The following is a 19,926-nucleotide window of genomic DNA, read 5'->3' on the forward strand; positions in this document are numbered from 1 at the left end:
TTCCATAAATGCCAAACCCCGGCAGAATGCCGCACAGTTTAACGCCGATTTAAGTCGCCGGTCAATTTGTCTTATGTCTTATATAAGATATGATTCACGCCAAATTTAACACTGACTTACGGCTTACAGAATTCGCCTCATGAGCAACACAATCTCCCCCCAAAGCGACAGCGCATCCGCCGCTGCGGTGGGCATTGCGTCAGCGGCGCCGCAAACACCAGCCTTCAGTCCCTTGTACCAGCAAATCAAGGCACTGATATTGCACAGCCTGCAAGCCGGCGAATGGAAGCCCAGCGCCGCCATACCGAGCGAAATGGAACTGGCCACGCGCTACAAGGTCAGCCAAGGCACGGTCCGCAAAGCCATTGATGAACTGGCGACTGAAAATTTGTTGATTCGCCGCCAAGGCAAAGGCACTTTTGTTGCGACCCATGCTGAGCAAACGGTGCGCTATCGCTTTTTGAAGCTGCACCCCGACAATGGCGACCCCAATAGCGAAGGTCCGGCAGGACGAAAAATTATTGATTGCAAGCGCTCACGTGCCACGGCCGATGTAGCACGCGCACTAGGCCTACGAGCGGGCGACGCGGTATTGCAAGTACGCCGCGTACTCTCATTCGCTGGAAAACCGACAATTTTGGAAGAGCTATGGCTGCCGGGCACGCCGTTTAAGGGGCTCACCGCAGAGCGTCTTGACGACTACGATGGCCCGATGTATGGGCTGTTTGAGACCGAGTTTGGTGTCCGCATGGTCCGTGCCGAAGAAAAAATTCGCGCCATCTTGCCTGATGAGGTCCAGTCAGGCCTACTACAAACAGCAATAACCACGCCGCTCTTAAGCGTGGAACGCATCGCCTACACTTATAACGATGTGCCCATGGAGTTGCGCCGGGGCCTGTATTTGACGGATACGCATTACTACCGCAACGAATTAAATTGAACAGATTGTCCGCAAGGCCAACGTCAGATTGGTGCGGTGCAATAGAATTTTGGCCTGCGACATGCATTGTTACAAAACGGTTACCTTCAAGAAAGCCAATTCATGACTGAGCTTAGCTCCCCCACCAAAGCCAAACGGCCCGAATTCCGCAACATCAACGCGCTTTCGGATCTCCCCACCTACCGTCTACCTGCTGCTGGCTGGGTCTCCATCTTGCACCGGGTGAGTGGCGCCATCATGTTCATCCTGTTGCCATTCATTGTGTGGATGTTTGACACTTCCATCTCCTCTGAAATTTCGTTCGCCAAATTCAGCGCTGCGTTTAGCGTGGGCCTCGGCTTTGTGCCCGGCTGGTTCATCAAGTTGGTGGCACTGGCTCTGATCTGGGCCTACTTGCACCACTTCATCGCGGGTGTGCGCCACTTGTACATGGACGCGACTCACTCAGTGAGTAAGGAATTTGGCAAGTCCTCTGCAGTGACCACGTTGGTGCTGGGCAGCGTGTTGACGTTGGCCTTGGCGCTTAAGTTGTTCGGCGCCTATTAAGCATCTACCAAGGAATTCAAAATGGCAGTTAATTACGGATCTAAGCGCATCGTTGTAGGCGCGCATTACGGCCTGCGCGACTGGTTGGCACAACGCGTGACCGCTTGCATCATGGCTTTGTTCACCGCGTTATTGCTGGCGCAAGTCATCTTCTCAAAAGGCCCCATCGGTTACGACAAGTGGGCGGGGATCTTCTCTTCGCAATGGATGAAGGTCATCACATTCGGCGTCATTGTGGCTTTGGCCTACCACGCTTGGGTGGGTGTGCGTGACATCTGGATGGACTACATCAAACCAGTGGGCTTGCGCTTGGCATTGCAAGTGTTTTCTATTTTCTGGTTGCTTGGCTGTGCTGGCTGGGCGATCCAAGTTTTGTGGCGCGTTTGAGTCGCTTTTACTGCAGGCATTAATTCATGACTACTTCCGTATCCAAACGCAAATTTGACGTCGTCATCGTAGGCGCTGGCGGCTCTGGTATGCGCGCTTCTTTGCAACTCGCGCGTGCCGGGCTTAACGTCGCTGTGCTAACCAAAGTATTCCCAACTCGCTCCCACACCGTGGCGGCTCAAGGCGGTATCGGCGCCTCGTTGGGCAATATGAACGAGGACAACTGGCACTACCACTTTTACGACACCGTAAAAGGATCTGACTGGTTGGGTGACCAAGACGCCATCGAATTCATGTGCCGTGAAGCCCCTAAGGTGGTGTACGACCTAGAGCACATGGGTATGCCCTTTGACCGCAACCCTGATGGCACCATTTACCAACGCCCTTTTGGCGGCCACACCGCCAACTACGGCGAAAAGGCTGTGGAACGCGCTTGTGCCGCTGCTGACCGCACCGGTCACGCGATGTTGCATACGCTGTACCAACAAAACGTGGCAGCCAAGACCAGCTTCTTTGTGGAATGGTTGGCCCTCGACCTCATCCGCGATGCGGCTGGAGACGTGGTGGGCGTCACTGCGCTGGAAATGGAAACCGGCGATGTCCACATCTTGGAAGCGAAAACCACATTGCTGGCAACAGGTGGTGCTGGGCGCATTTTTGCGGCATCTACCAACGCCTTCATCAACACGGGTGACGGCCTGGGCATGGCTGCCCGCGCAGGCATTCCGCTGGAAGACATGGAGTTCTGGCAATTCCACCCCACAGGGGTTGCCGGTGCTGGCGTGTTGCTCACAGAAGGTTGCCGTGGCGAAGGCGCCATTTTGCGTAACTGCAATGGCGAACGCTTCATGGAGCGCTACGCGCCTACCTTGAAAGATTTGGCCCCACGCGACTTTGTGTCACGCTGCATGGACCAAGAAATCAAAGAAGGTCGAGGCTGTGGTCCCAACAAGGACTACATCAACTTAGACATGACGCATCTGGGCGCTGACACCATCATGAAACGCCTGCCTTCGGTGTTCGAAATTGGCCATAACTTCGCGAATGTGGATATCACCAAGGAGCCCATCCCAGTGGTGCCCACTATTCACTACCAAATGGGCGGCATCCCCACCAACATCCACGGCCAAGTGGTTACACAAAACGCGGACAACAAGAGCGAAGTGGTCAACGGCTTGTACGCAGTTGGCGAGTGCTCCTGCGTGAGCGTACACGGGGCTAACCGCTTGGGCACCAACTCATTGTTGGACTTGCTGGTGTTTGGCCGCGCGGCCGGCAATCACATTGTTGAATTCAACAAAACCAATAAAACGCACAAAGAGTTGCCAGCCAACGCTGCGGATGCCACCTTGGCTCGCCTCGCACGTTTGGACAACGCCACCGGCGGCGAGTATGCGCAAGACGTTGCCAACGACATCCGTACGGCCATGCAACAGCACGCCGGTGTGTTCCGCACCCAAGCTGCCATGGACGAAGGCGTTACCAAGATTGCGGCATTGCGTGAGCGCGTGAAAAACATCGGTTTGAAAGACAAGTCCAAGGTCTTCAATACCGCACGTATTGAAGCGCTGGAAGTCGAGAACCTGATCGAAGCGGCCCAAGCCACCATCGTCTCGGCTGCGGCACGTCACGAGAGCCGTGGCGCCCACAGCGTGGATGACTACGGTGATAGCGCCGAGTTCCCGAACGGTCGCAACGACAAAGAATGGCACAAGCACACCTTGTGGCATAGCGCTAGCAACAGCCTGAGCTACAAGCCAGTGCAAATGAAGCCTCTGACTGTTGAGAGCGTACCGCTCAAGACCCGTAGCTTTTAATCAGAATTCAGCGAGATCAGCCCATGACAAAACGCACTTTCTCCATTTACCGCTACGACCCTGATAAAGACGCCAAGCCTTACATGCAAAACATCGAGGTAGAACTCGATGGCAGCGAGCGCATGTTGTTGGATGCTTTGATGAAACTCAAGGCCGTAGATCCAACCATCTCGTTCCGTCGCTCATGCCGCGAAGGTGTGTGTGGCTCTGACGCCATGAACATCAATGGCAAGAACGGCTTGGCATGCTTGACCAATATGCGCACCTTGCCGGGCACGATCGTGTTGAAACCATTGCCAGGCCTGCCCGTCATTCGCGACTTGATCGTGGACATGACCCAGTTCTTCAAGCAGTACAACTCGATCAAGCCCTACCTGATCAACGACAACGTCCCCCCAGAAAAGGAACGTCTGCAAAGCCCTGAAGAGCGCGAAGAGTTGAACGGCCTGTACGAATGCATCTTGTGCGCTAGCTGCTCCACCAGCTGCCCCAGCTTCTGGTGGAACCCCGACAAGTTCGTGGGCCCCGCTGGCTTGCTACAGGCCTACCGTTTCATCGCAGATAGCCGCGACGAAGCAACCGCCGAGCGCTTGGACAACCTGGAAGACCCCTACCGCTTGTTCCGCTGCCACACCATCATGAACTGTGTGGACGTGTGCCCCAAAGGTTTGAACCCCACCAAAGCCATCGGAAAAATCAAAGAAATGATGGTTTTGCGTACGGTCTAAGCCTTGATAAGTGACCACGCTGTGAATAACGAACTGATTGATGAACGTGCATTAAGCAAACTCAAATGGCGCTGCCGCCGGGGTTTGCTCGAAAACGATATTTTTATCGAACGCTTCTTCAATCGTTTCAGTGATTCGTTGACACAAGGCCAAGCCCATGCATTGGGCGCATTGATGGACTTGAGTGACAACGATTTGTTGGACGTGCATTTGGCACGTAAGTCGCTTGCGCAGGTGGACACAGAGCTAGACCGCGAAGACGTTCAAGAAGTTTTAAATATGTTGAGAGCACCTCTCTGAAAGGCCAGAAAATGAAACTCGCAGACAACAAAGCAACTCTGTCGTTTAGCAACGGCACTCCCAGCGTAGACCTGCCGGTTTACCACGGCAATGTGGGCCCTGATGTGGTCGACATTCGCAAGTTGTACGCACAAACCGGCATGTTCACATATGACCCGGGTTTCTTGTCTACAGCGTCATGCCAATCGGCCATCACCTACATCGACGGCGACAAAGGCGAGTTGCTGTACCGGGGCTACCCCATCGAGCAGTTGGCTACTAACTGTGACTTCATGGAAACCTGCCACTTGTTGCTGTACGGAAACCTGCCCGATGCCGCTGGCAAGGCTGACTTCACCAAGCGTGTGACACAGCACACCATGGTCAACGAGCAGATGCAATTCTTCTTGCGCGGCTTCCGCCGTGATGCCCACCCTATGGCCATCATGACAGGCTTGGTGGGTGCCTTGTCTGCGTTCTACCACGACAGCACCGACATCAACAATCCAGAACACCGTGAAATCTCCGCCATCCGTTTGATCGCGAAGATGCCGACACTGGTTGCCATGGCTTACAAGTACAGCATGGGCCAGCCCTATATGTACCCTAAGAACAACCTCAGCTACGCTGGCAACTTCATGCACATGATGTTCGCAACCCCTTGCGAAGAGTATGTGGTGAACCCCGTGATTGAGCGCGCCTTGGACCGCATCTTTGTGTTGCATGCGGACCATGAACAAAATGCATCCACCTCCACCGTACGCCTGTGCGGCTCGTCTGGCACCAACCCGTTCGCTGCCATTGCCGCAGGCGTAGCCTGCTTGTGGGGCCCTGCCCACGGTGGCGCCAATGAGGCGTGCCTGAACATGCTGGAAGACATCCAACGCATGGGTGGCATCAGCAAGGTTGGCGAGTTTATGAACCAAGTCAAAGACAAAAACTCCAGCGTCAAGCTAATGGGCTTTGGTCACCGTGTGTACAAGAACTACGACCCACGCGCCAAGCTGATGCAAGAGACATGCAAGGAAGTTTTGGCTGCCTTGGGCCTGGAGAACGATCCACTGTTCAAGCTGGCCATGGCTTTGGAAAAGATTGCGCTGGAAGACGACTACTTTGTACAACGCAAGCTCTACCCCAATGTAGACTTCTACTCAGGCATCGTCCAACGCGCCATCGGTATCCCAGTGAGCCTTTTCACCGCTATCTTCGCTTTGGCACGCACCGTAGGCTGGATTGCCCAGCTGAACGAAATGATCGGCGACCCCGAGTACAAAATTGGTCGCCCACGCCAGCTGTTCACCGGCGCGGTCAAGCGCGACGTTGTGCCAATCGGTCAGCGCTAAGCCGTTCAACCAACCCCTTGCAAAGCCCCACAGAGTCTCTGGCTCTGTGGGGCTTTGCATTGGTTGAAGAAGAAAATGGATCCGAAGCGAGTGCCTGCGTGTTGCGGAATCTAAGCCTTCTTCAAATGCGATGCCAAATCCCACTTCCATAGGTGAAAATACGGTCACATCGTCGAAAGCGATGACTAATTCCCATGAAAGCTCCCGATCGCGCCTTCGCTCGTCGTATAGACCTCACCTCGCTACAGCTGTTTGTCGCGGTGTGCGAGCTCGGCAGCATCGGCAAAGCGGCGGAGCGCGAATTCATTGCGCCTTCCGCACTCAGCAAACGACTCAGCGACCTTGAGTCCACCTTGGACACAGCCTTGCTATACCGCCATTCGCGCGGTGTAGACCTGACGCCTGCCGGCCAAAGCCTTTTACACCATGCCCGTGCCGTTCTGTTCAATTTAGAGCGCATGCAGGGTGAACTGAGTGACTACGCAGACGGCGTACGCGGCCACATTCGCGTGCACGCGAGCATCTCGGCCACTGTGCAGTTTTTGCCAGAAGACTTGGGCGACTTCATTCGCCAACATGCCGAGGTGAAAATTGATCTTGAAGAGCACTTGAGCACAGAGGTGATACGAGCAGTGCAAGAAGGAGCCGCTGACCTAGGCATTTGCAATACGGCGGAAGGCATTGGCGACTTGCAACGGCACACCTACCGCCAAGATCAGTTGGTTCTGGTGGTTCCTGCCAAGCACGCTTTAGCGCAAGAAGCTGATATCGGCTTTGCTGACACGCTGGCCTATGACCATGTGGGGCTGCATTCCAATAGCTCCATTTACTTGGCGATGCGACACGCTGCGGCGCATGTGGATCGATCCATCAAGCTTCGCATTCAAGTCACAGGCCTCGATGCCATGTGCCGCATGATCCACAACGGATTGGGCATAGGCGTTATGCCAAAGCGCGCTTTTGAGCTCATGCACGGGGTCGGCAATCTGACCGCCGTGACATTGACCGATGCGTGGGCCACCCGCAGCATTGAACTTGTCGCACGGGACTTCTCTACCTTGCCGCGCACCGCGCGCCTGTTGGTCGACCACCTGTGCAAGGACTCAGTCGCCGCCACCTAAAATTCACCCAAACACAAGGACGCTTATGGCACGCACGCTTTACGACAAACTCTGGGACGACCACGTCGTCCACACCGAAGACGATGGCACCTCCATCCTCTACATTGACCGCCATCTGGTCCACGAAGTGACCAGCCCCCAGGCGTTTGAAGGGCTGCGTGAAGCAGGTCGTAAGGTCTGGCGCATCAGCTCCATCGTGGCCACCGCCGACCACAACACGCCGACCACCGGTTGGGAGCTGGGCTACGACGGCATTACCGACCCGACCAGCAAAGAGCAGGTCACCACCCTGGACAGCAACATCAAGGAATTCGGCGCTGCAGCCTACTTCCCCTTCCTGTCCAAGCGCCAGGGCATCGTGCATGTGATGGGGCCTGAAAACGGCGCCACCCTGCCCGGCATGACCGTGGTGTGCGGCGACTCCCACACCTCCACCCACGGCGCGTTTGGTGCCTTGGCCCATGGCATCGGTACCAGCGAGGTCGAGCACGTGATGGCCACGCAAACCCTCTTGGCCAAAAAAGCCAAGAACATGCTGATCAAGGTCGAAGGCAATGTCGCTCCTGGCATCACCGGCAAAGACATTGTGCTGGCCATCATCGGCAAAATCGGCACCGCAGGCGGCACAGGCTACACCATCGAATTCGGCGGCTCCGCCATCCGCGCGCTGAGCATGGAAGGCCGCATGACCGTGTGCAATATGGCCATTGAAGCTGGTGCTCGCGCCGGACTGGTGGCCGTGGATGAAAAGACGATCGACTACGTCAAGGGCCGCCCACTGGCACCCGGCGCGAACGCCGCGTCGCCTGAGGCAGCCGCGGTGGAATGGGATCAAGCGCTTGCTTTCTGGAAGACCCTGCACTCTGACGCTGGCGCACATTTCGACACCGTCGTCGAACTCGACGCTACCCAGATCGTGCCGCAAGTGACTTGGGGCACCTCGCCTGAAATGGTGCTGGGCGTGGACGCCATAGTCCCGGACCCCGACAAAGAAAAAGACGCCAGCAAGCGTGGCGCCATTGAGCGGGCACTCACCTACATGGGCTTGGAGCCCGGCAAGGCCTTGAACGATTTGTTCGTGGACAAGGTGTTCATCGGTTCCTGCACCAACAGCCGCATCGAAGACATGCGTGAAGCCGCGGCCGTGGTGAAAAAGCTGGGCCAGAAAGTAGCTAAGAACATCAAGCTGGCCATGGTCGTACCCGGCTCCGGCTTGGTGAAAGAGCAAGCCGAGCGCGAAGGCCTGCACGAGATCTTCAAGGCCGCGGGCTTCGAGTGGCGCGAACCCGGCTGCTCCATGTGCCTGGCCATGAACGCCGACCGCCTGGAGCCTGGTGAGCGCTGTGCATCCACCAGCAACCGCAACTTTGAAGGCCGCCAGGGTGCCGGTGGCCGCACCCACTTGGTGAGCCCCGCCATGGCAGCTGCTGCAGCCATCCACGGCCACTTTGTCGACATCCGCCGGTTTAGCTAGCAACGTACATAGACACGCACTGTGAAACACCTTAGCTTTGTCATCTGCGCCATTTGTGTTGTGCTCGCTGGCTGCAACACCGTCAAGGGTATTGGTCAGGACCTGCAAAAAGCAGGCGAAAAAATTGAAGAGGTAGCGAAAAAGAAATGAAAAACTTCACCATTCACCAAGGGCTGGTTGCGCCCATGGACCGCGAAAACGTGGACACCGACGCGATCATCCCCAAGCAATTTCTCAAATCCATCCGCAAGACGGGCTTCGGTCAGAACCTGTTTGACGAATGGCGCTACCTGGATGCGGGCTACCCCGGCCAGGACCCGGCCAGCCGCAAGCCCAACCCGGACTTTGTGCTGAACCAGCCCCGCTATGCCGGTGCAAGCATCCTATTAGCCCGCAAGAACTTCGGCTGCGGCTCCAGCCGTGAGCACGCGCCTTGGGCGATTGACCAATATGGCTTTCGCGCCATCATCGCGCCCAGCTACGCAGACATCTTCTTCAACAACTGCTTCAAGAACGGCCTGCTGCCGATCCAGCTGAGCGAAGCCCAAGTAGACCAGCTGTTCAATGAAGCACTGGCCTTCCCCGGCTACCAGCTCACTATCGACTTGGAGCGCCAGGTCATCGTGAAGCCGCAGGGCGAAGAAATTCCATTTGACGTACAAGCCTTCCGCAAGTACTGCTTGCTCAACGGCTTTGACGACATCGGCCTGACCCTGCGCCATGCCGACAAGATCAAGGCGTTCGAAGCCCAACGTTTGGCCACAAAACCCTGGTTAGCGCAGACCATGTCTGCGTGAGCAGCTATCAAATTCATAGTATTCAAAGGACATCATGAAAATCGCAGTTTTGCCGGGTGATGGCATCGGCACCGAGATCGTGGCGGAAGCCGTCAAAGTACTGAACGCCCTGGACCTGAAGCTGGAAATGGAAACCGCACTCGTGGGCGGTTGCGCCTATGAGGCCCATGGCCACCCCCTGCCCGAAGCCACCCTCAAGCTGGCCAAAGAAGCGGACGCGGTGTTGTTCGGCGCAGTGGGCGACTGGAAGTATGACAAGCTGGAGCGCCAATTCCGCCCCGAGCAGGCCATCCTGGGCCTGCGCAAGAATTTGGGCCTGTTTGCCAACTTCCGACCGGCCATCTGCTACGAGCAGCTGGTAGGCGCCTCCAGCCTCAAGCCCGAGCTGATTGCGGGTCTGGACATCCTGATCATTCGCGAACTGACCGGCGACATCTACTTCGGCCAACCCCGTGGCCGTCGCATTGCAACAGACGGCCACTTCCCCGGTGCGGAAGAAGCGTTCGACACCATGCGCTACAGCCGCCCCGAGATTGAGCGCATCGCCCACGTGGCTTTCCAGGCAGCCCAGAAGCGCAACAAGCGCGTCACCAGTGTCGACAAAAACAATGTGCTGGAAACCTCGCAGCTCTGGAAAGACGTGATGGTCGAAGTGGGTCAACAGTACCCCGACGTAGAGCTGGACCACATGTTGGTGGACAACGCCGCCATGCAGCTGGTCAAGGCGCCCAAGAAGTTTGACGTGCTAGTGACCGGCAACATGTTCGGCGACATCCTGTCCGACGAAGCCTCCATGCTGACCGGCTCCATCGGCATGCTGCCTTCGGCCAGCCTGAACAGCAGCAACCAGGGCCTGTACGAGCCCAGCCACGGCAGCGCACCGGATATCGCCGGCAAAGGCATTGCCAACCCGCTGGCCACCATTTTGAGTGCGGCCATGATGTTGCGTTTCAGCCTGAACCAAGAAGTGGCCGCCCAGCGTATCGAAGCCGCTGTCAAGAAAGTGTTGGAACAAGGCTTGCGCACCGCCGACATTTACAGCGAAGGCACCACCCGCGTCAGCACTATTGAAATGGGTGCAGCTGTCGTCAAAGCCTTGTAAAAGCATCGTTTACAATTCGACCATGCTCAATCTGCACCCAAAACACGCTATTTTTGCCGCCCACTGCGGCAACGGAGTGTTTAGGCGCGCGGATACAGCGTGGTCGCAGTTGACCAAAACGACAACCATTACTGGCTAGTTCAGTTCGGTTCGTCGCGCCCCCACCGGCCAGACGAGCCGGGCAGATGAAATTTTTGTTTCAACAATCTGAAAGGGCAACTTCATGAAAACAGGTAATTTGGTCGGCCTCGTGGGCTGGCGTGGCATGGTTGGTTCAGTCTTGATGGACCGTATGGCGCAGGAAAAAGACTTCGATCTCATCGAACCTGTCTTCTTTTCCACCAGCAATGCAGGCGGCAAGGCTCCAGCAGAGGCCAAGAACGAAACCACGCTGCAAGACGCCTACAACATCGACGCCCTCAAGCGCTGCGACATCATCATCACCGCCCAAGGCGGCGACTACACCACCGAAGTGTTCCCTAAGCTGCGCGCGGCAGGATGGAACGGTCACTGGATCGACGCAGCCTCCACACTGCGCATGGAAAAAGACGCAGTGATCATCCTGGACCCTGTCAACATGCCCGTCATCCAAGACGCACTGACCAAGGGCGGGAAGAACTGGGTGGGCGGCAATTGCACTGTGAGCTGCATGCTGATGGGCGTAGGCGCACTGTACAAGGCCGGCCTCGTCGAGTGGATGAGCACACAGACTTACCAGGCGGCATCCGGCGGTGGCGCACAGCACATGCGCGAACTGCTAACCCAATACGGCACACTGAACGCGGAAGTCAAAGCCCTGCTCGACGACCCCAAGAGCGCTATTTTGGAAATCGATCGCAAAGTCATCGCCAAGCAACGCGCACTGACCGGTGCAGAAACTGCGAACTTCGGCGTGCCATTGGGTGGCTCTCTGATTCCATGGATCGACAAGGATCTAGGCAACGGCATGTCGAAAGAAGAGTGGAAGGGCATGGCCGAAACCAACAAAATTTTGGGCATGGGAGAAGGCTTCGGCAGCTCCGCGATTCCCGTGGACGGTTTTTGTGTGCGAGTGGGCGCCATGCGTTGCCACAGCCAGGCTTTGACCTTCAAGCTCAAGAAGAACGTACCTGTAGCAGACATCGAAGCCATGATTGCTGCGGACAACCAGTGGGTCAAAGTGGTGCCTAACACCCGCGAAGCCACTATCCAGGCATTGACCCCTGTGGCTGTGACCGGCACCATGACCATCCCGGTGGGTCGCGTACGCAAGCTAGCCATGGGTCCAGAATACGTGGGCGCGTTCACCATTGGTGACCAGTTGCTGTGGGGCGCCGCAGAACCGCTGCGTCGCATGCTGCGCATCTTGCTGAACGCCTAAAGGAGACTGGCCATCGTTATGATGTGACAACAACAGCTTAAACTCCTGTTGTTGGCAAGGCCTGCAGGAGCTTACAAACTTAAAACATTTCTCAGCTTGTCAGCCTAAGACATTGATGTTAAGGTACTTTTTAAGTTTTAGAGTTGGGTTTTCTTGCCCACTAAATGGTAATTAATCGCCGCTCACCTGAGCACCGGAGGCTAATAAATTGATAGCTAAGTCACATCGTTGGCAGAAGACAGCCGCAGCTGCGGCTGTCTTCGCTTTACTAGGATTGTCTGCAAGTGGCGCCCTCGCACTGTCTTTGGGTCGTTTGACAGTCCAGTCTGCGCTAGGGGAGCCCCTACGCGCCGAAATTGATGTGCCCGACATCAATGCCGAGGAAGCCGCATCCTTAAAAACTGCGGTCGCAGCGCCTACCGCATTCACTGCGGCCGGGCTTGAATACAACCCAGCCCTATCCAACCTCCAAGTCAGCCTACAGCGACGTGCAGATGGCCGGGCGTATATCAAACTTAGTAGCGACAGGCCTATCAACGACCCCTTCGTTGACATGATTTTGGAAACCAGTTGGTCGTCTGGTCGCATTGTCCGTGACTACACCATGCTGTTTGATCCCCCGTCGCTCAAGCAACAAGCGCCCAACCCCACCCTCGCGCAAACAAGCCCTGCGGTACAGGTCGCCCCCAAACAGACAACGGCGGATACCAATGCAAGCGACGCCTCTCGCCCTGCCGAGTCCAGTACAACGGCAACCGCCAAAGCAAGCAAGCCGCTCAAGATTGCCAACCCAACTGAACCAGTTTCTGCTGCTGACTCAGACAAAACTGTTACGGTAAAGAAAGGCGATACGGCAAGCAAAATCGCCAATGTGACCAAAGCCGAGGGCGTATCACTCGACCAAATGCTCGTTGCGCTGTTGCGTGCCAACCCGGACGCCTTCGTCAAAGGCAATATCAACAGAATCCGCAGCGGTGCTGTCATGAACGTGCCTAGCTCAGAGCAGGCACTTTCTGTTCCAGCCGCTGAAGCAAGCCAGACAGTCCTTGCGCAAAGCAAAGACTTCAACACCTTCCGAACTAGTTTGGCCAATAACGCCCCTGTTGCCGCAGTGGTGACGGCTGACCGCAAGGCCAGCGGCAGCATTGAGGCAAAAGTAGAGGACAAAAAACCTGTATCAGGTACACCTGACAAGCTGAGCCTGTCCAAAGGCAGTGTGCAAGCCAAAGCAGCGGAAGAACAAATCGCAAAAGACAAAGCGGCAAAAGATGCATCTGCACGTACAGCAGAACTGAACAAAAACATTGAAGATCTAAAGAAAATAGGGGCATCCACTGCGCCGGTTGCAGCAGCTCCCGCCGAATCCAAACCTGCAGCACCAGCAGTGGCGGCTGCGCCTCCCGTAGCAATAGCTGCGGCTCCTGCGCCAACACCACCCCCTGCTCCTCAACCGGAGGCTGCTGCCGCCCCCGCGGAGCCAGTAGCAGCCCCCACCGCGCCAGCTGCGCCGGTGGTGCCTAAGCCACCCGCTGAGCCAACGCCAGTTGAGGAACCGAGCATCGTCGACGAATTGTTGGAAAACCCACTGCTTCCCGCTGCAGCCGGGGGGCTTATCGCATTGTTGGGTGGTTTTGCGTTTTGGCGTATTCGTCAGCGCAAGAAAGATGGTGGACAGATTGACAGTTCGTTTCTAGAAAGTCGGCTGCAACCAGACTCGTTCTTTGGCGCCAGCGGTGGGCAGCGGGTTGACACCAACCACGAGGCATCACTGAGTGGATCCTCGATGGTTTACTCACCCAGCCAATTAGATGCAGCTGACGACGTGGATCCAGTCGCTGAGGCTGATGTCTACCTTGCCTATGGGCGTGACCTTCAGGCAGAAGAGATTCTCAAAGAGGCCGTTCGTACGTCCCCTGGTCGCCTCGCCATCCACACGAAATTGCTAGAGATTTTTGCCAAGCGCAGGGACTTAAAAAGCTTTGAAACCACCGCAAAGCAAGTCTTTAAGCTGACTGGTCGTGACGCAACCGAATGGAGCAGGGTATGCGAAATGGGGCAGGAAATTGACCCAAGCAATCCCCTCTACCAACCGGGCGGCCAACCGGATGGTGAGGTCGTGCCATCAATCTTCGGCAACCTCACAACTTCCGCCGCTCCAGCAGCACAGGCGGCTGGTGTGGATCTTGATCTAGACCTTGATTTCTCGTTGGACGAGACTCCTCACAGCGCTGCTGCAGCGCAAGAGCCCGTCGCTCACGCCAAGCACGAGCAAACTGTTCAATTGCGCTCCGCCGAGCCTAAAGCAGACATTGAAATGGATTTTGAGTTATCAGGGCAAGCACCGTTGGCCTCACCATTGCAGGTGGATGCAAATGCGTTACCAGATCTGGCGTTGTCCATGGAAGGTCTCGGCAGTTTGCCCGCAAGCGGTGGAAGTGCAGCTCCGACGGCCAAGCAAGAAGCGCCAACTGTGGATTTCGACTCTGGCATGCTGGAGTTTGATTTAGGTTCATTGTCTATGGACTTGGACACGCCTGCTGCGCAAGCTGAAGAGGCGCCGGTGAGCGAGAGCGGTAGCAACCCGCTTGAAACCAAATTGGCCTTGGCAGAAGAATTCGTCTCGATCGGCGACGAAGACGGTGCTCGAGCTCTGATCGAAGAAGTGATTGCCGAATCTACCGGTGAAATGCGCGCCATGGCACAACGTGCATTAGCGAACCTGAGCTAATTCAGGTCCACTTTCTGGGCTCCTAAACTTGGACTTGCTACCGTGGTGAGGATTGCGCTCGGAATCAGCTACAACGGGCAAGCGTACCAAGGATGGCAGAGCCAACCGAGTGGGCTTACTGTGCAAGACCGCTTAGAAGCGGCCTTAAGCAAGTTTGCCGATCAACGCATTGCAACGTTGTGTGCGGGCCGGACTGATGCCGGCGTGCATGCGCTCATGCAAGTAGTGCACTTTGATACCGACCGGATCCGCGATACCCACGCCTGGGTTCGCGGTACCAACGCCAACTTGGTCAAGAACATCTCAGTGCAGTGGGCTGTTTCTACGAGTGATAGTTTCCACTGCCGTGCTAGCGCCATTTCGCGTCGCTATGCATATGTGGTACTCGAATCCCCTGTACGCCCCAGCGTAGATGCAGGGCGTGTAGGCTGGTGCTACGAGCCTCTGGATCAGACCGCCATGGAGACCGCAGCGAAGCACCTATTGGGTGAACAAGACTTCACCTCATTTCGGGCCTCGCAATGCCAAGCGCTCAGCCCAGTCAAAACCATGGTAAAGATTGACATCTCAAAACGCGGAGCGTATTGGCGCTTTGATTTTGAGGCGAATGCCTTCCTGCACCACATGATCCGCAACATTATGGGGTGCTTGATTCAAGTCGGCAGGACGAGGCGGCCCGCCGAATGGATGCTGGAGGTGCTACACGCCCGAGATCGCAGGGCTGCTGCACCTACGTTCTCTCCAGACGGCCTCTATTTTTTAGGGCCACAGTACGACCCACAATGGGGGATGCCAAACCGAACCCCCGCCTTTGACATGCTTCCATGACGACATCCTCCCCCATTGCCCTCCGAACCCGAATCAAAATTTGCGGCCTCACCCGTGAGGCCGACGTAGATGCTGCGGTTGAAGCGGGGGCTGATGCCATTGGATTCGTCATGTACAGCAAAAGTCCCCGCTGCGTAAGCCCCTTCAGGGCTGCGGAACTCGCCTCTCGGCTGCCACCTTTCGTCACTCCTGTGCTTTTGTTCGTCAACGCAAGCGCTACAGAAATTGAAGCAACCTGCGCAATGGTGGCGGGGGCAACGCTTCAGTTCCACGGTGACGAAGAACATGAGGAATGCCAAAAAGGCAGTCTCAATGGCGCCCATGCCTATCTCCGCGCTGCCCGTATACCCTTGGGAGCAGAAGGCGCGAGCTTTGACCTAGTACACTACGTGCACCGTTATCCAAACGCCCAAGCCATTCTGTTAGACGCCCATGTGGACGGCTACGGTGGTGGTGGCAAAACATTCAATTGGTCACTTCTTCCTCCAAGCGTCAACGCTCACCTCGTCTTGAGTGGTGGACTCACCAGTGCAAACGTGGGCGATGGCATCGCGCAGGTCAGGCCGCGCTGTAAGTCGCTGGCTGTGGACGTGAGCTCCGGCGTCGAAGCCGAAGACGCTCACGGCAAGCCCCAGAAGGGCATCAAAGATCCCGAAAAAATACGCCAGTTCGTTGCCGCCGTGCGCGCGGCGGACCGGCATCTTGCAGGAATGTAAACACCATGTTCGATTACCAACAACCCGACGCCAAAGGCCACTTCGGCAAATATGGCGGCAGCTTTGTCTCCGAGACACTGACCCACGCCATCAACGAGCTCAAAGACGCCTACGCCAAGTACCAGAACGACCCCGAGTTCCTGGCGGAATTCAAATCAGAGCTGGCGCACTTTGTCGGCCGCCCTTCCCCCGTGTACCACGCGGCCCGCATGAGCCGTGAAATGGGCGGCGCGCAGATCTTCCTGAAACGCGAAGACCTGAACCACACTGGCGCGCACAAAGTAAACAACACCATCGGCCAGGCCATGTTGGCCAAACGCATGGGCAAGCCCCGCGTGATTGCCGAAACCGGCGCCGGCCAGCACGGCGTGGCCACGGCCACGATTTGCGCCCGCTACGGGCTGGAATGTGTGGTCTACATGGGCAGCGAAGATGTGAAGCGCCAAAGCCCCAATGTGTATCGCATGAAGCTGCTGGGTGCCACCGTGGTGCCCGTGGAAAGCGGGAGCAAGACACTCAAGGACGCGCTCAACGAAGCCATGCGCGATTGGGTCGCCAATGTGGACAACACCTTTTACATCATCGGCACCGTGGCAGGCCCGCACCCCTACCCCATGATGGTCCGTGACTTCCAAAGCGTGATCGGCAATGAGTGTCTGGTGCAAATGCCCGAGATGCTGGCAACCGCCGGCTGCAAAACCGAGCAGCCTGACGCGGTCATTGCCTGCGTGGGCGGTGGATCGAATGCCATGGGCATCTTCCACCCCTACATCCAGCACGACCGAACCCGCCTGATCGGCGTAGAAGCAGCAGGCGAAGGACTTGAGAGCGGCAAGCACTCTGCGTCCATCCAAAAGGGCAGCCCCGGCGTGCTGCACGGCAACCGTACTTATGTGCTGCAAGACGACAACGGCCAGGTCACCGAGACGCACAGTGTGAGCGCCGGCTTGGATTACCCGGGCGTGGGCCCTGAGCATGCTTTCTTGGCCGACATTGGCCGCGCACAATACGTGGGCATCACCGACAAGGAAGCGCTGGACGCTTTCCACTACCTGTGCCGCACCGAAGGCATCATCCCGGCGCTGGAATCCAGCCACGCCGTGGCCTACGCCATGAAGCTGGCCAAAACCATGCGCTCTGACCAAAGCATTCTGGTGAACCTGTCCGGCCGTGGCGACAAGGACATCGGCACCGTGGCGGACCTGAGCAATGCCGACTTCTACTGCCGCCCAAGCTGCCGTGGCCAGTCGGTCAAAGGCGGCGAACAACCCGTGCATTTGGTGAAAGCAGGAGGTGCAGCATGACCATCGTTCTCAAAGGCGCGGGGCTCTTGCAATCAGCACCCATCAAATCGCGCACAACCGCGACCTTTCAAGCCCTCAAAGCCCAAGGTCGCAAGGCACTCATTCCGTTTGTTACCGCCGGCTACCCTTATGCCGACGTCACGCCCGAGCTCATGCATGCCATGGTAGACGGTGGCGCCGACGTCATTGAGCTAGGCGTCCCGTTTTCGGACCCTAGTGCTGACGGCCCTGTGATCCAGAAAGCAGGGGACAAAGCGCTAGCGTTTGGCATCGGCATGGTGCAAGTGCTTGACATGGTGCGTGAGTTTAGAAAAACCAACCAAACCACCCCCGTCATCCTGATGGGCTACGCCAACCCGGTGGAGCGCTACGATCAAAAACATGCCCGAGAAGGCGTGGAAAGCGCGTTTGTGGTCGATGCCTCGGCAGCAGGCGTGGATGGTGTTCTCATCGTCGACTACCCACCGGAAGAGTGCGAGGACTTTTCTATCAACTTGCGTGCCCACGGCATGGATTTGATTTTTTTACTGGCCCCCACCAGTACCGAAGAGCGTATGCGCCAAGTCGCCCGGGTGGCCAGCGGGTATGTTTACTACGTATCGCTCAAAGGGGTGACCGGTTCCGGTGCTTTGGACACTGACGCGGTGGAAGCCATGTTGCCGCGCATTCGCCAACACATCAAAGTGCCAGTGGGCGTGGGTTTTGGAATTCGGGACGCAGCAACCGCGCGCACCATCGCCCAAGTGGCTGACGCCGTGGTCATTGGTTCCAAGATCATTCAGTTGATTGAAAACCAGCCGCGCGACCAAGTGGCACACACTGCCAAAACCTTCTTGCAAGAGATCAGGTCGGCTTTGGAGTCATAATCGCCCCCCAATCTGAAGGAAACATCCTATGAGCTGGCTTGAAAAACTGCTGCCCCCCAAAATTCAACAAACTGCCCCCGCGGACCGCCGCAGCGTTCCTGAAGGGCTGTGGATCAAGTGCCCCAGTTGCGAAACCGTTTTGTACAAAACGGACTTGGAACAGAACCAAAACGTCTGCCCTAGCTGCAGCCACCACCATCGTATTGGTGCGCGCGCGCGACTGGACGCGTTCTTGGACAACGAGGGGCGCTTTGAGATTGGGCAAGAGGTTTTGCCAGTGGACGCCCTCAAGTTCAAAGACAGCCGCAAGTACTCCGAGCGACTCAAGGAGGCGCTAGAAGCCACCGGTGAAACTGACGCTTTGGTGGTAATGGGCGGCGCGGTGCACGGCATCAGCCTGATTGCGGCGTGCTTTGAATTTGAATTCATGGGCGGCAGCATGGGCTCTGTGGTGGGCGAGCGTTTTGTGCGCGGCGTAGAAATGGCCGTAGAGCAAAAAGTGCCCTTTCTGTGCTTTACCGCCACGGGTGGCGCGCGCATGCAAGAAGGCTTGCTTTCGCTCATGCAAATGGCCAAGACCAATGCGGCGTTGACCCGTTTGGCCAAGAAAGGCTTACCTTACATCAGTGTGCTGACCGATCCCACCATGGGCGGAGTCAGTGCGGGGTTTGCATTCTTGGGCGACGTAGTCATAGCCGAACCTAAGGCGTTGATTGGGTTTGCAGGCCCTCGCGTGATTGAATCTACTGTCAGAGTGACCTTGCCAGAAGGATTCCAGCGCTCCGAGTTCTTGCAGTCCAAGGGCGCGGTGGACCTGATCTGCGATCGACGCGAGCTGCGCAAAACAGTGGCCAACACCTTGGCGATGCTGCAACGCCAACCGGCTGACGCGGTGATTTGATTCAGCGAGCCTCATCCAAGGCCATTCACTGCAAAGTGAGTGGCCTTTTTTGTGGCGGAATGATTGCTTGCTTTGCGTCAGTAGGCAGTCAAGGCCAGCAGTGCCACACCCTGCAACTTGCCCAAGACGATCAAAGCGATCTGCAAGAGCACCAGCAAGACCAGGGGCGACAGATCTACCCCACCTACCAAAGGCACCATGCGGCGCACGGGGCTTAAGGCAGGTGAAACCAATCGGTCCAGCAAATCTGCCACAAACGACTGGGTTTGCACCCATGACAGGACAGAGTAAGCAATCACCAGCATCACCAGCCCCGTAATGGCCATGCGCACAATGCCAAAGGCTGCGAGCACGGCAATAGAGGCCACACTTACTTTGGGCCCCGCCAACAACCATAAGAGGGAAAACTCTGCCAATTGCAAGAGATAAGCGGCCAACAAACTGGCCATGTCCCAACGCCCTACGGAGGGAACCACCCGGCGCAAGGGCAAAACCACCCAATCCGTGAGCGCGAAGATGAAGCGACCCATGGGGTTGCCCGAGCGTGCTGACATGGGAATGCGTTGGTACTGCATGTACAGGCGTAACAGACAGGTGCCCGTCAAGAGACCAACACTAACTTCTAGCAGAAGAGAGAAAATTTCGTAGAGCATGGCGTCCAAGATGAGTGCGAGTGCATCATATCCGTA

General features: G+C 56.7%; 20 protein-coding genes. 19 read left to right on the plus strand and 1 reads right to left on the minus strand.

Annotated features, from left to right (window positions below; translation table 11 throughout):
* Nucleotides 1-139 precede the first annotated feature (139 nt).
* The 19 genes from EXZ61_RS15075 to accD all read left to right on the plus strand — a co-directional run bounded on the left by EXZ61_RS15075 (nucleotide 140) and on the right by accD (nucleotide 19,237).
* The gene (locus EXZ61_RS15075; protein WP_142812545.1) at nucleotides 140-940 is read left to right on the plus strand and encodes a GntR family transcriptional regulator; all 801 of its coding nucleotides are present in this window, start codon (nucleotides 140-142) and stop codon (nucleotides 938-940) included.
* Between the two features lie 102 nt (nucleotides 941-1,042).
* On the plus strand, nucleotides 1,043-1,486 hold the full coding sequence (gene sdhC / locus EXZ61_RS15080) for a succinate dehydrogenase, cytochrome b556 subunit (protein WP_142812546.1): 444 nt from the start codon (nucleotides 1,043-1,045) through the stop codon (nucleotides 1,484-1,486).
* 21 nt (nucleotides 1,487-1,507) lie between these two features.
* Nucleotides 1,508-1,873: a succinate dehydrogenase, hydrophobic membrane anchor protein gene (gene sdhD, locus EXZ61_RS15085; protein ID WP_142812547.1), complete on the plus strand. Its 366-nt coding sequence runs from the start codon at nucleotides 1,508-1,510 to the stop codon at nucleotides 1,871-1,873.
* A 26-nt stretch (nucleotides 1,874-1,899) separates the two neighbouring features.
* Complete coding sequence (gene sdhA / locus EXZ61_RS15090; RefSeq protein WP_142812548.1) at nucleotides 1,900-3,690, plus strand: succinate dehydrogenase flavoprotein subunit; 1,791 nt, start codon at nucleotides 1,900-1,902, stop codon at nucleotides 3,688-3,690.
* Between the two features lie 23 nt (nucleotides 3,691-3,713).
* Nucleotides 3,714-4,418: a succinate dehydrogenase iron-sulfur subunit gene (locus tag EXZ61_RS15095; RefSeq protein WP_142812549.1), complete on the plus strand. Its 705-nt coding sequence runs from the start codon at nucleotides 3,714-3,716 to the stop codon at nucleotides 4,416-4,418.
* Between the two features lie 21 nt (nucleotides 4,419-4,439).
* A complete protein-coding gene (locus EXZ61_RS15100) occupies nucleotides 4,440-4,718 on the plus strand; it encodes an FAD assembly factor SdhE (protein WP_142812550.1) in 279 nt (92 codons plus the stop codon).
* Nucleotides 4,719-4,729: 11 nt separating this feature from the next.
* Nucleotides 4,730-6,040 carry a citrate synthase gene (gltA, locus tag EXZ61_RS15105; protein ID WP_142812551.1) on the plus strand — a complete coding sequence of 437 codons (1,311 nt, stop codon included), beginning with the start codon at nucleotides 4,730-4,732 and terminating at the stop codon, nucleotides 6,038-6,040.
* A 194-nt stretch (nucleotides 6,041-6,234) separates the two neighbouring features.
* Complete coding sequence (locus EXZ61_RS15110) at nucleotides 6,235-7,161, plus strand: LysR family transcriptional regulator (protein WP_142812552.1); 927 nt, start codon at nucleotides 6,235-6,237, stop codon at nucleotides 7,159-7,161.
* A gap of 25 nt (nucleotides 7,162-7,186) precedes the next feature.
* Entirely contained in the window at nucleotides 7,187-8,635 is a 1,449-nt protein-coding gene (leuC, locus tag EXZ61_RS15115) for a 3-isopropylmalate dehydratase large subunit (protein ID WP_142812553.1), read from the plus strand.
* Nucleotides 8,636-8,656: 21 nt separating this feature from the next.
* Nucleotides 8,657-8,785, plus strand: a complete 129-nt coding sequence (locus EXZ61_RS15120; RefSeq protein WP_142812554.1) for an entericidin A/B family lipoprotein — start codon at nucleotides 8,657-8,659, stop codon at nucleotides 8,783-8,785.
* Nucleotides 8,782-9,432 (plus strand): 3-isopropylmalate dehydratase small subunit, encoded by a 651-nt coding sequence (gene leuD, locus EXZ61_RS15125; protein WP_142812555.1) that lies wholly within the window; start codon nucleotides 8,782-8,784, stop codon nucleotides 9,430-9,432. The genes EXZ61_RS15120 and leuD overlap by 4 nt, the downstream gene beginning before the upstream one ends.
* Before the next feature lie 34 nt (nucleotides 9,433-9,466).
* On the plus strand, nucleotides 9,467-10,534 hold the full coding sequence (leuB, locus tag EXZ61_RS15130; protein WP_142812556.1) for a 3-isopropylmalate dehydrogenase: 1,068 nt from the start codon (nucleotides 9,467-9,469) through the stop codon (nucleotides 10,532-10,534).
* A 223-nt stretch (nucleotides 10,535-10,757) separates the two neighbouring features.
* Nucleotides 10,758-11,894, plus strand: a complete 1,137-nt coding sequence (asd, locus tag EXZ61_RS15135) for an aspartate-semialdehyde dehydrogenase (RefSeq protein WP_142812557.1) — start codon at nucleotides 10,758-10,760, stop codon at nucleotides 11,892-11,894.
* A gap of 304 nt (nucleotides 11,895-12,198) precedes the next feature.
* Nucleotides 12,199-14,622, plus strand: a complete 2,424-nt coding sequence (locus EXZ61_RS15140) for a motility hub landmark protein FimV (RefSeq protein WP_237218977.1) — start codon at nucleotides 12,199-12,201, stop codon at nucleotides 14,620-14,622.
* A 45-nt stretch (nucleotides 14,623-14,667) separates the two neighbouring features.
* Nucleotides 14,668-15,450 (plus strand): tRNA pseudouridine(38-40) synthase TruA, encoded by a 783-nt coding sequence (truA, locus tag EXZ61_RS15145; protein WP_142814263.1) that lies wholly within the window; start codon nucleotides 14,668-14,670, stop codon nucleotides 15,448-15,450.
* Nucleotides 15,447-16,166 (plus strand): phosphoribosylanthranilate isomerase, encoded by a 720-nt coding sequence (locus tag EXZ61_RS15150; RefSeq protein ID WP_142812558.1) that lies wholly within the window; start codon nucleotides 15,447-15,449, stop codon nucleotides 16,164-16,166. The genes truA and EXZ61_RS15150 overlap by 4 nt, the downstream gene beginning before the upstream one ends.
* A 5-nt stretch (nucleotides 16,167-16,171) precedes the next feature.
* On the plus strand, nucleotides 16,172-17,470 hold the full coding sequence (trpB, locus tag EXZ61_RS15155; protein WP_142812559.1) for a tryptophan synthase subunit beta: 1,299 nt from the start codon (nucleotides 16,172-16,174) through the stop codon (nucleotides 17,468-17,470).
* A complete protein-coding gene (gene trpA, locus EXZ61_RS15160) occupies nucleotides 17,467-18,336 on the plus strand; it encodes a tryptophan synthase subunit alpha (protein ID WP_142812560.1) in 870 nt (289 codons plus the stop codon). Before trpB ends, trpA begins: the two co-directional genes overlap by 4 nt.
* Nucleotides 18,337-18,364: 28 nt before the next feature.
* Nucleotides 18,365-19,237: an acetyl-CoA carboxylase, carboxyltransferase subunit beta gene (gene accD, locus EXZ61_RS15165; protein ID WP_142812561.1), complete on the plus strand. Its 873-nt coding sequence runs from the start codon at nucleotides 18,365-18,367 to the stop codon at nucleotides 19,235-19,237.
* 77 nt (nucleotides 19,238-19,314) lie between these two features.
* On the opposite strand, the gene EXZ61_RS15170 is transcribed toward accD, so the two are convergent.
* A complete protein-coding gene (locus tag EXZ61_RS15170) occupies nucleotides 19,315-19,890 on the minus strand; it encodes a YggT family protein (RefSeq protein ID WP_142812562.1) in 576 nt (191 codons plus the stop codon).
* Between the last annotated feature and the right edge of the window lie 36 nt (nucleotides 19,891-19,926).

This window comes from Rhodoferax aquaticus, assembly GCF_006974105.1.
Lineage (GTDB): Bacteria > Pseudomonadota > Gammaproteobacteria > Burkholderiales > Burkholderiaceae_C > Allorhodoferax > Allorhodoferax aquaticus_A.

Bases quoted from the DNA above. Each gene is read 5' to 3' on its own strand.
- sdhC (WP_142812546.1), top strand. From the start codon at position 1,043: ATGACTGAGCTTAGCTCCCCCACCAAAGCCAAACGGCCCGAATTCCGC.
- asd (WP_142812557.1), top strand. From the start codon at position 10,758: ATGAAAACAGGTAATTTGGTCGGCCTCGTGGGCTGGCGTGGCATGGTT.
- EXZ61_RS15075 (WP_142812545.1), top strand. From the start codon at position 140: ATGAGCAACACAATCTCCCCCCAAAGCGACAGCGCATCCGCCGCTGCG.
- leuB (WP_142812556.1), top strand. From the start codon at position 9,467: ATGAAAATCGCAGTTTTGCCGGGTGATGGCATCGGCACCGAGATCGTG.
- sdhD (WP_142812547.1), top strand. From the start codon at position 1,508: ATGGCAGTTAATTACGGATCTAAGCGCATCGTTGTAGGCGCGCATTAC.
- gltA (WP_142812551.1), top strand. From the start codon at position 4,730: ATGAAACTCGCAGACAACAAAGCAACTCTGTCGTTTAGCAACGGCACT.
- EXZ61_RS15150 (WP_142812558.1), top strand. From the start codon at position 15,447: ATGACGACATCCTCCCCCATTGCCCTCCGAACCCGAATCAAAATTTGC.
- EXZ61_RS15170 (WP_142812562.1), bottom strand. From the start codon at position 19,890: ATGCTCTACGAAATTTTCTCTCTTCTGCTAGAAGTTAGTGTTGGTCTC.
- leuC (WP_142812553.1), top strand. From the start codon at position 7,187: ATGGCACGCACGCTTTACGACAAACTCTGGGACGACCACGTCGTCCAC.
- EXZ61_RS15110 (WP_142812552.1), top strand. From the start codon at position 6,235: ATGAAAGCTCCCGATCGCGCCTTCGCTCGTCGTATAGACCTCACCTCG.
- EXZ61_RS15095 (WP_142812549.1), top strand. From the start codon at position 3,714: ATGACAAAACGCACTTTCTCCATTTACCGCTACGACCCTGATAAAGAC.
- accD (WP_142812561.1), top strand. From the start codon at position 18,365: ATGAGCTGGCTTGAAAAACTGCTGCCCCCCAAAATTCAACAAACTGCC.
- trpA (WP_142812560.1), top strand. From the start codon at position 17,467: ATGACCATCGTTCTCAAAGGCGCGGGGCTCTTGCAATCAGCACCCATC.
- leuD (WP_142812555.1), top strand. From the start codon at position 8,782: ATGAAAAACTTCACCATTCACCAAGGGCTGGTTGCGCCCATGGACCGC.
- trpB (WP_142812559.1), top strand. From the start codon at position 16,172: ATGTTCGATTACCAACAACCCGACGCCAAAGGCCACTTCGGCAAATAT.
- sdhA (WP_142812548.1), top strand. From the start codon at position 1,900: ATGACTACTTCCGTATCCAAACGCAAATTTGACGTCGTCATCGTAGGC.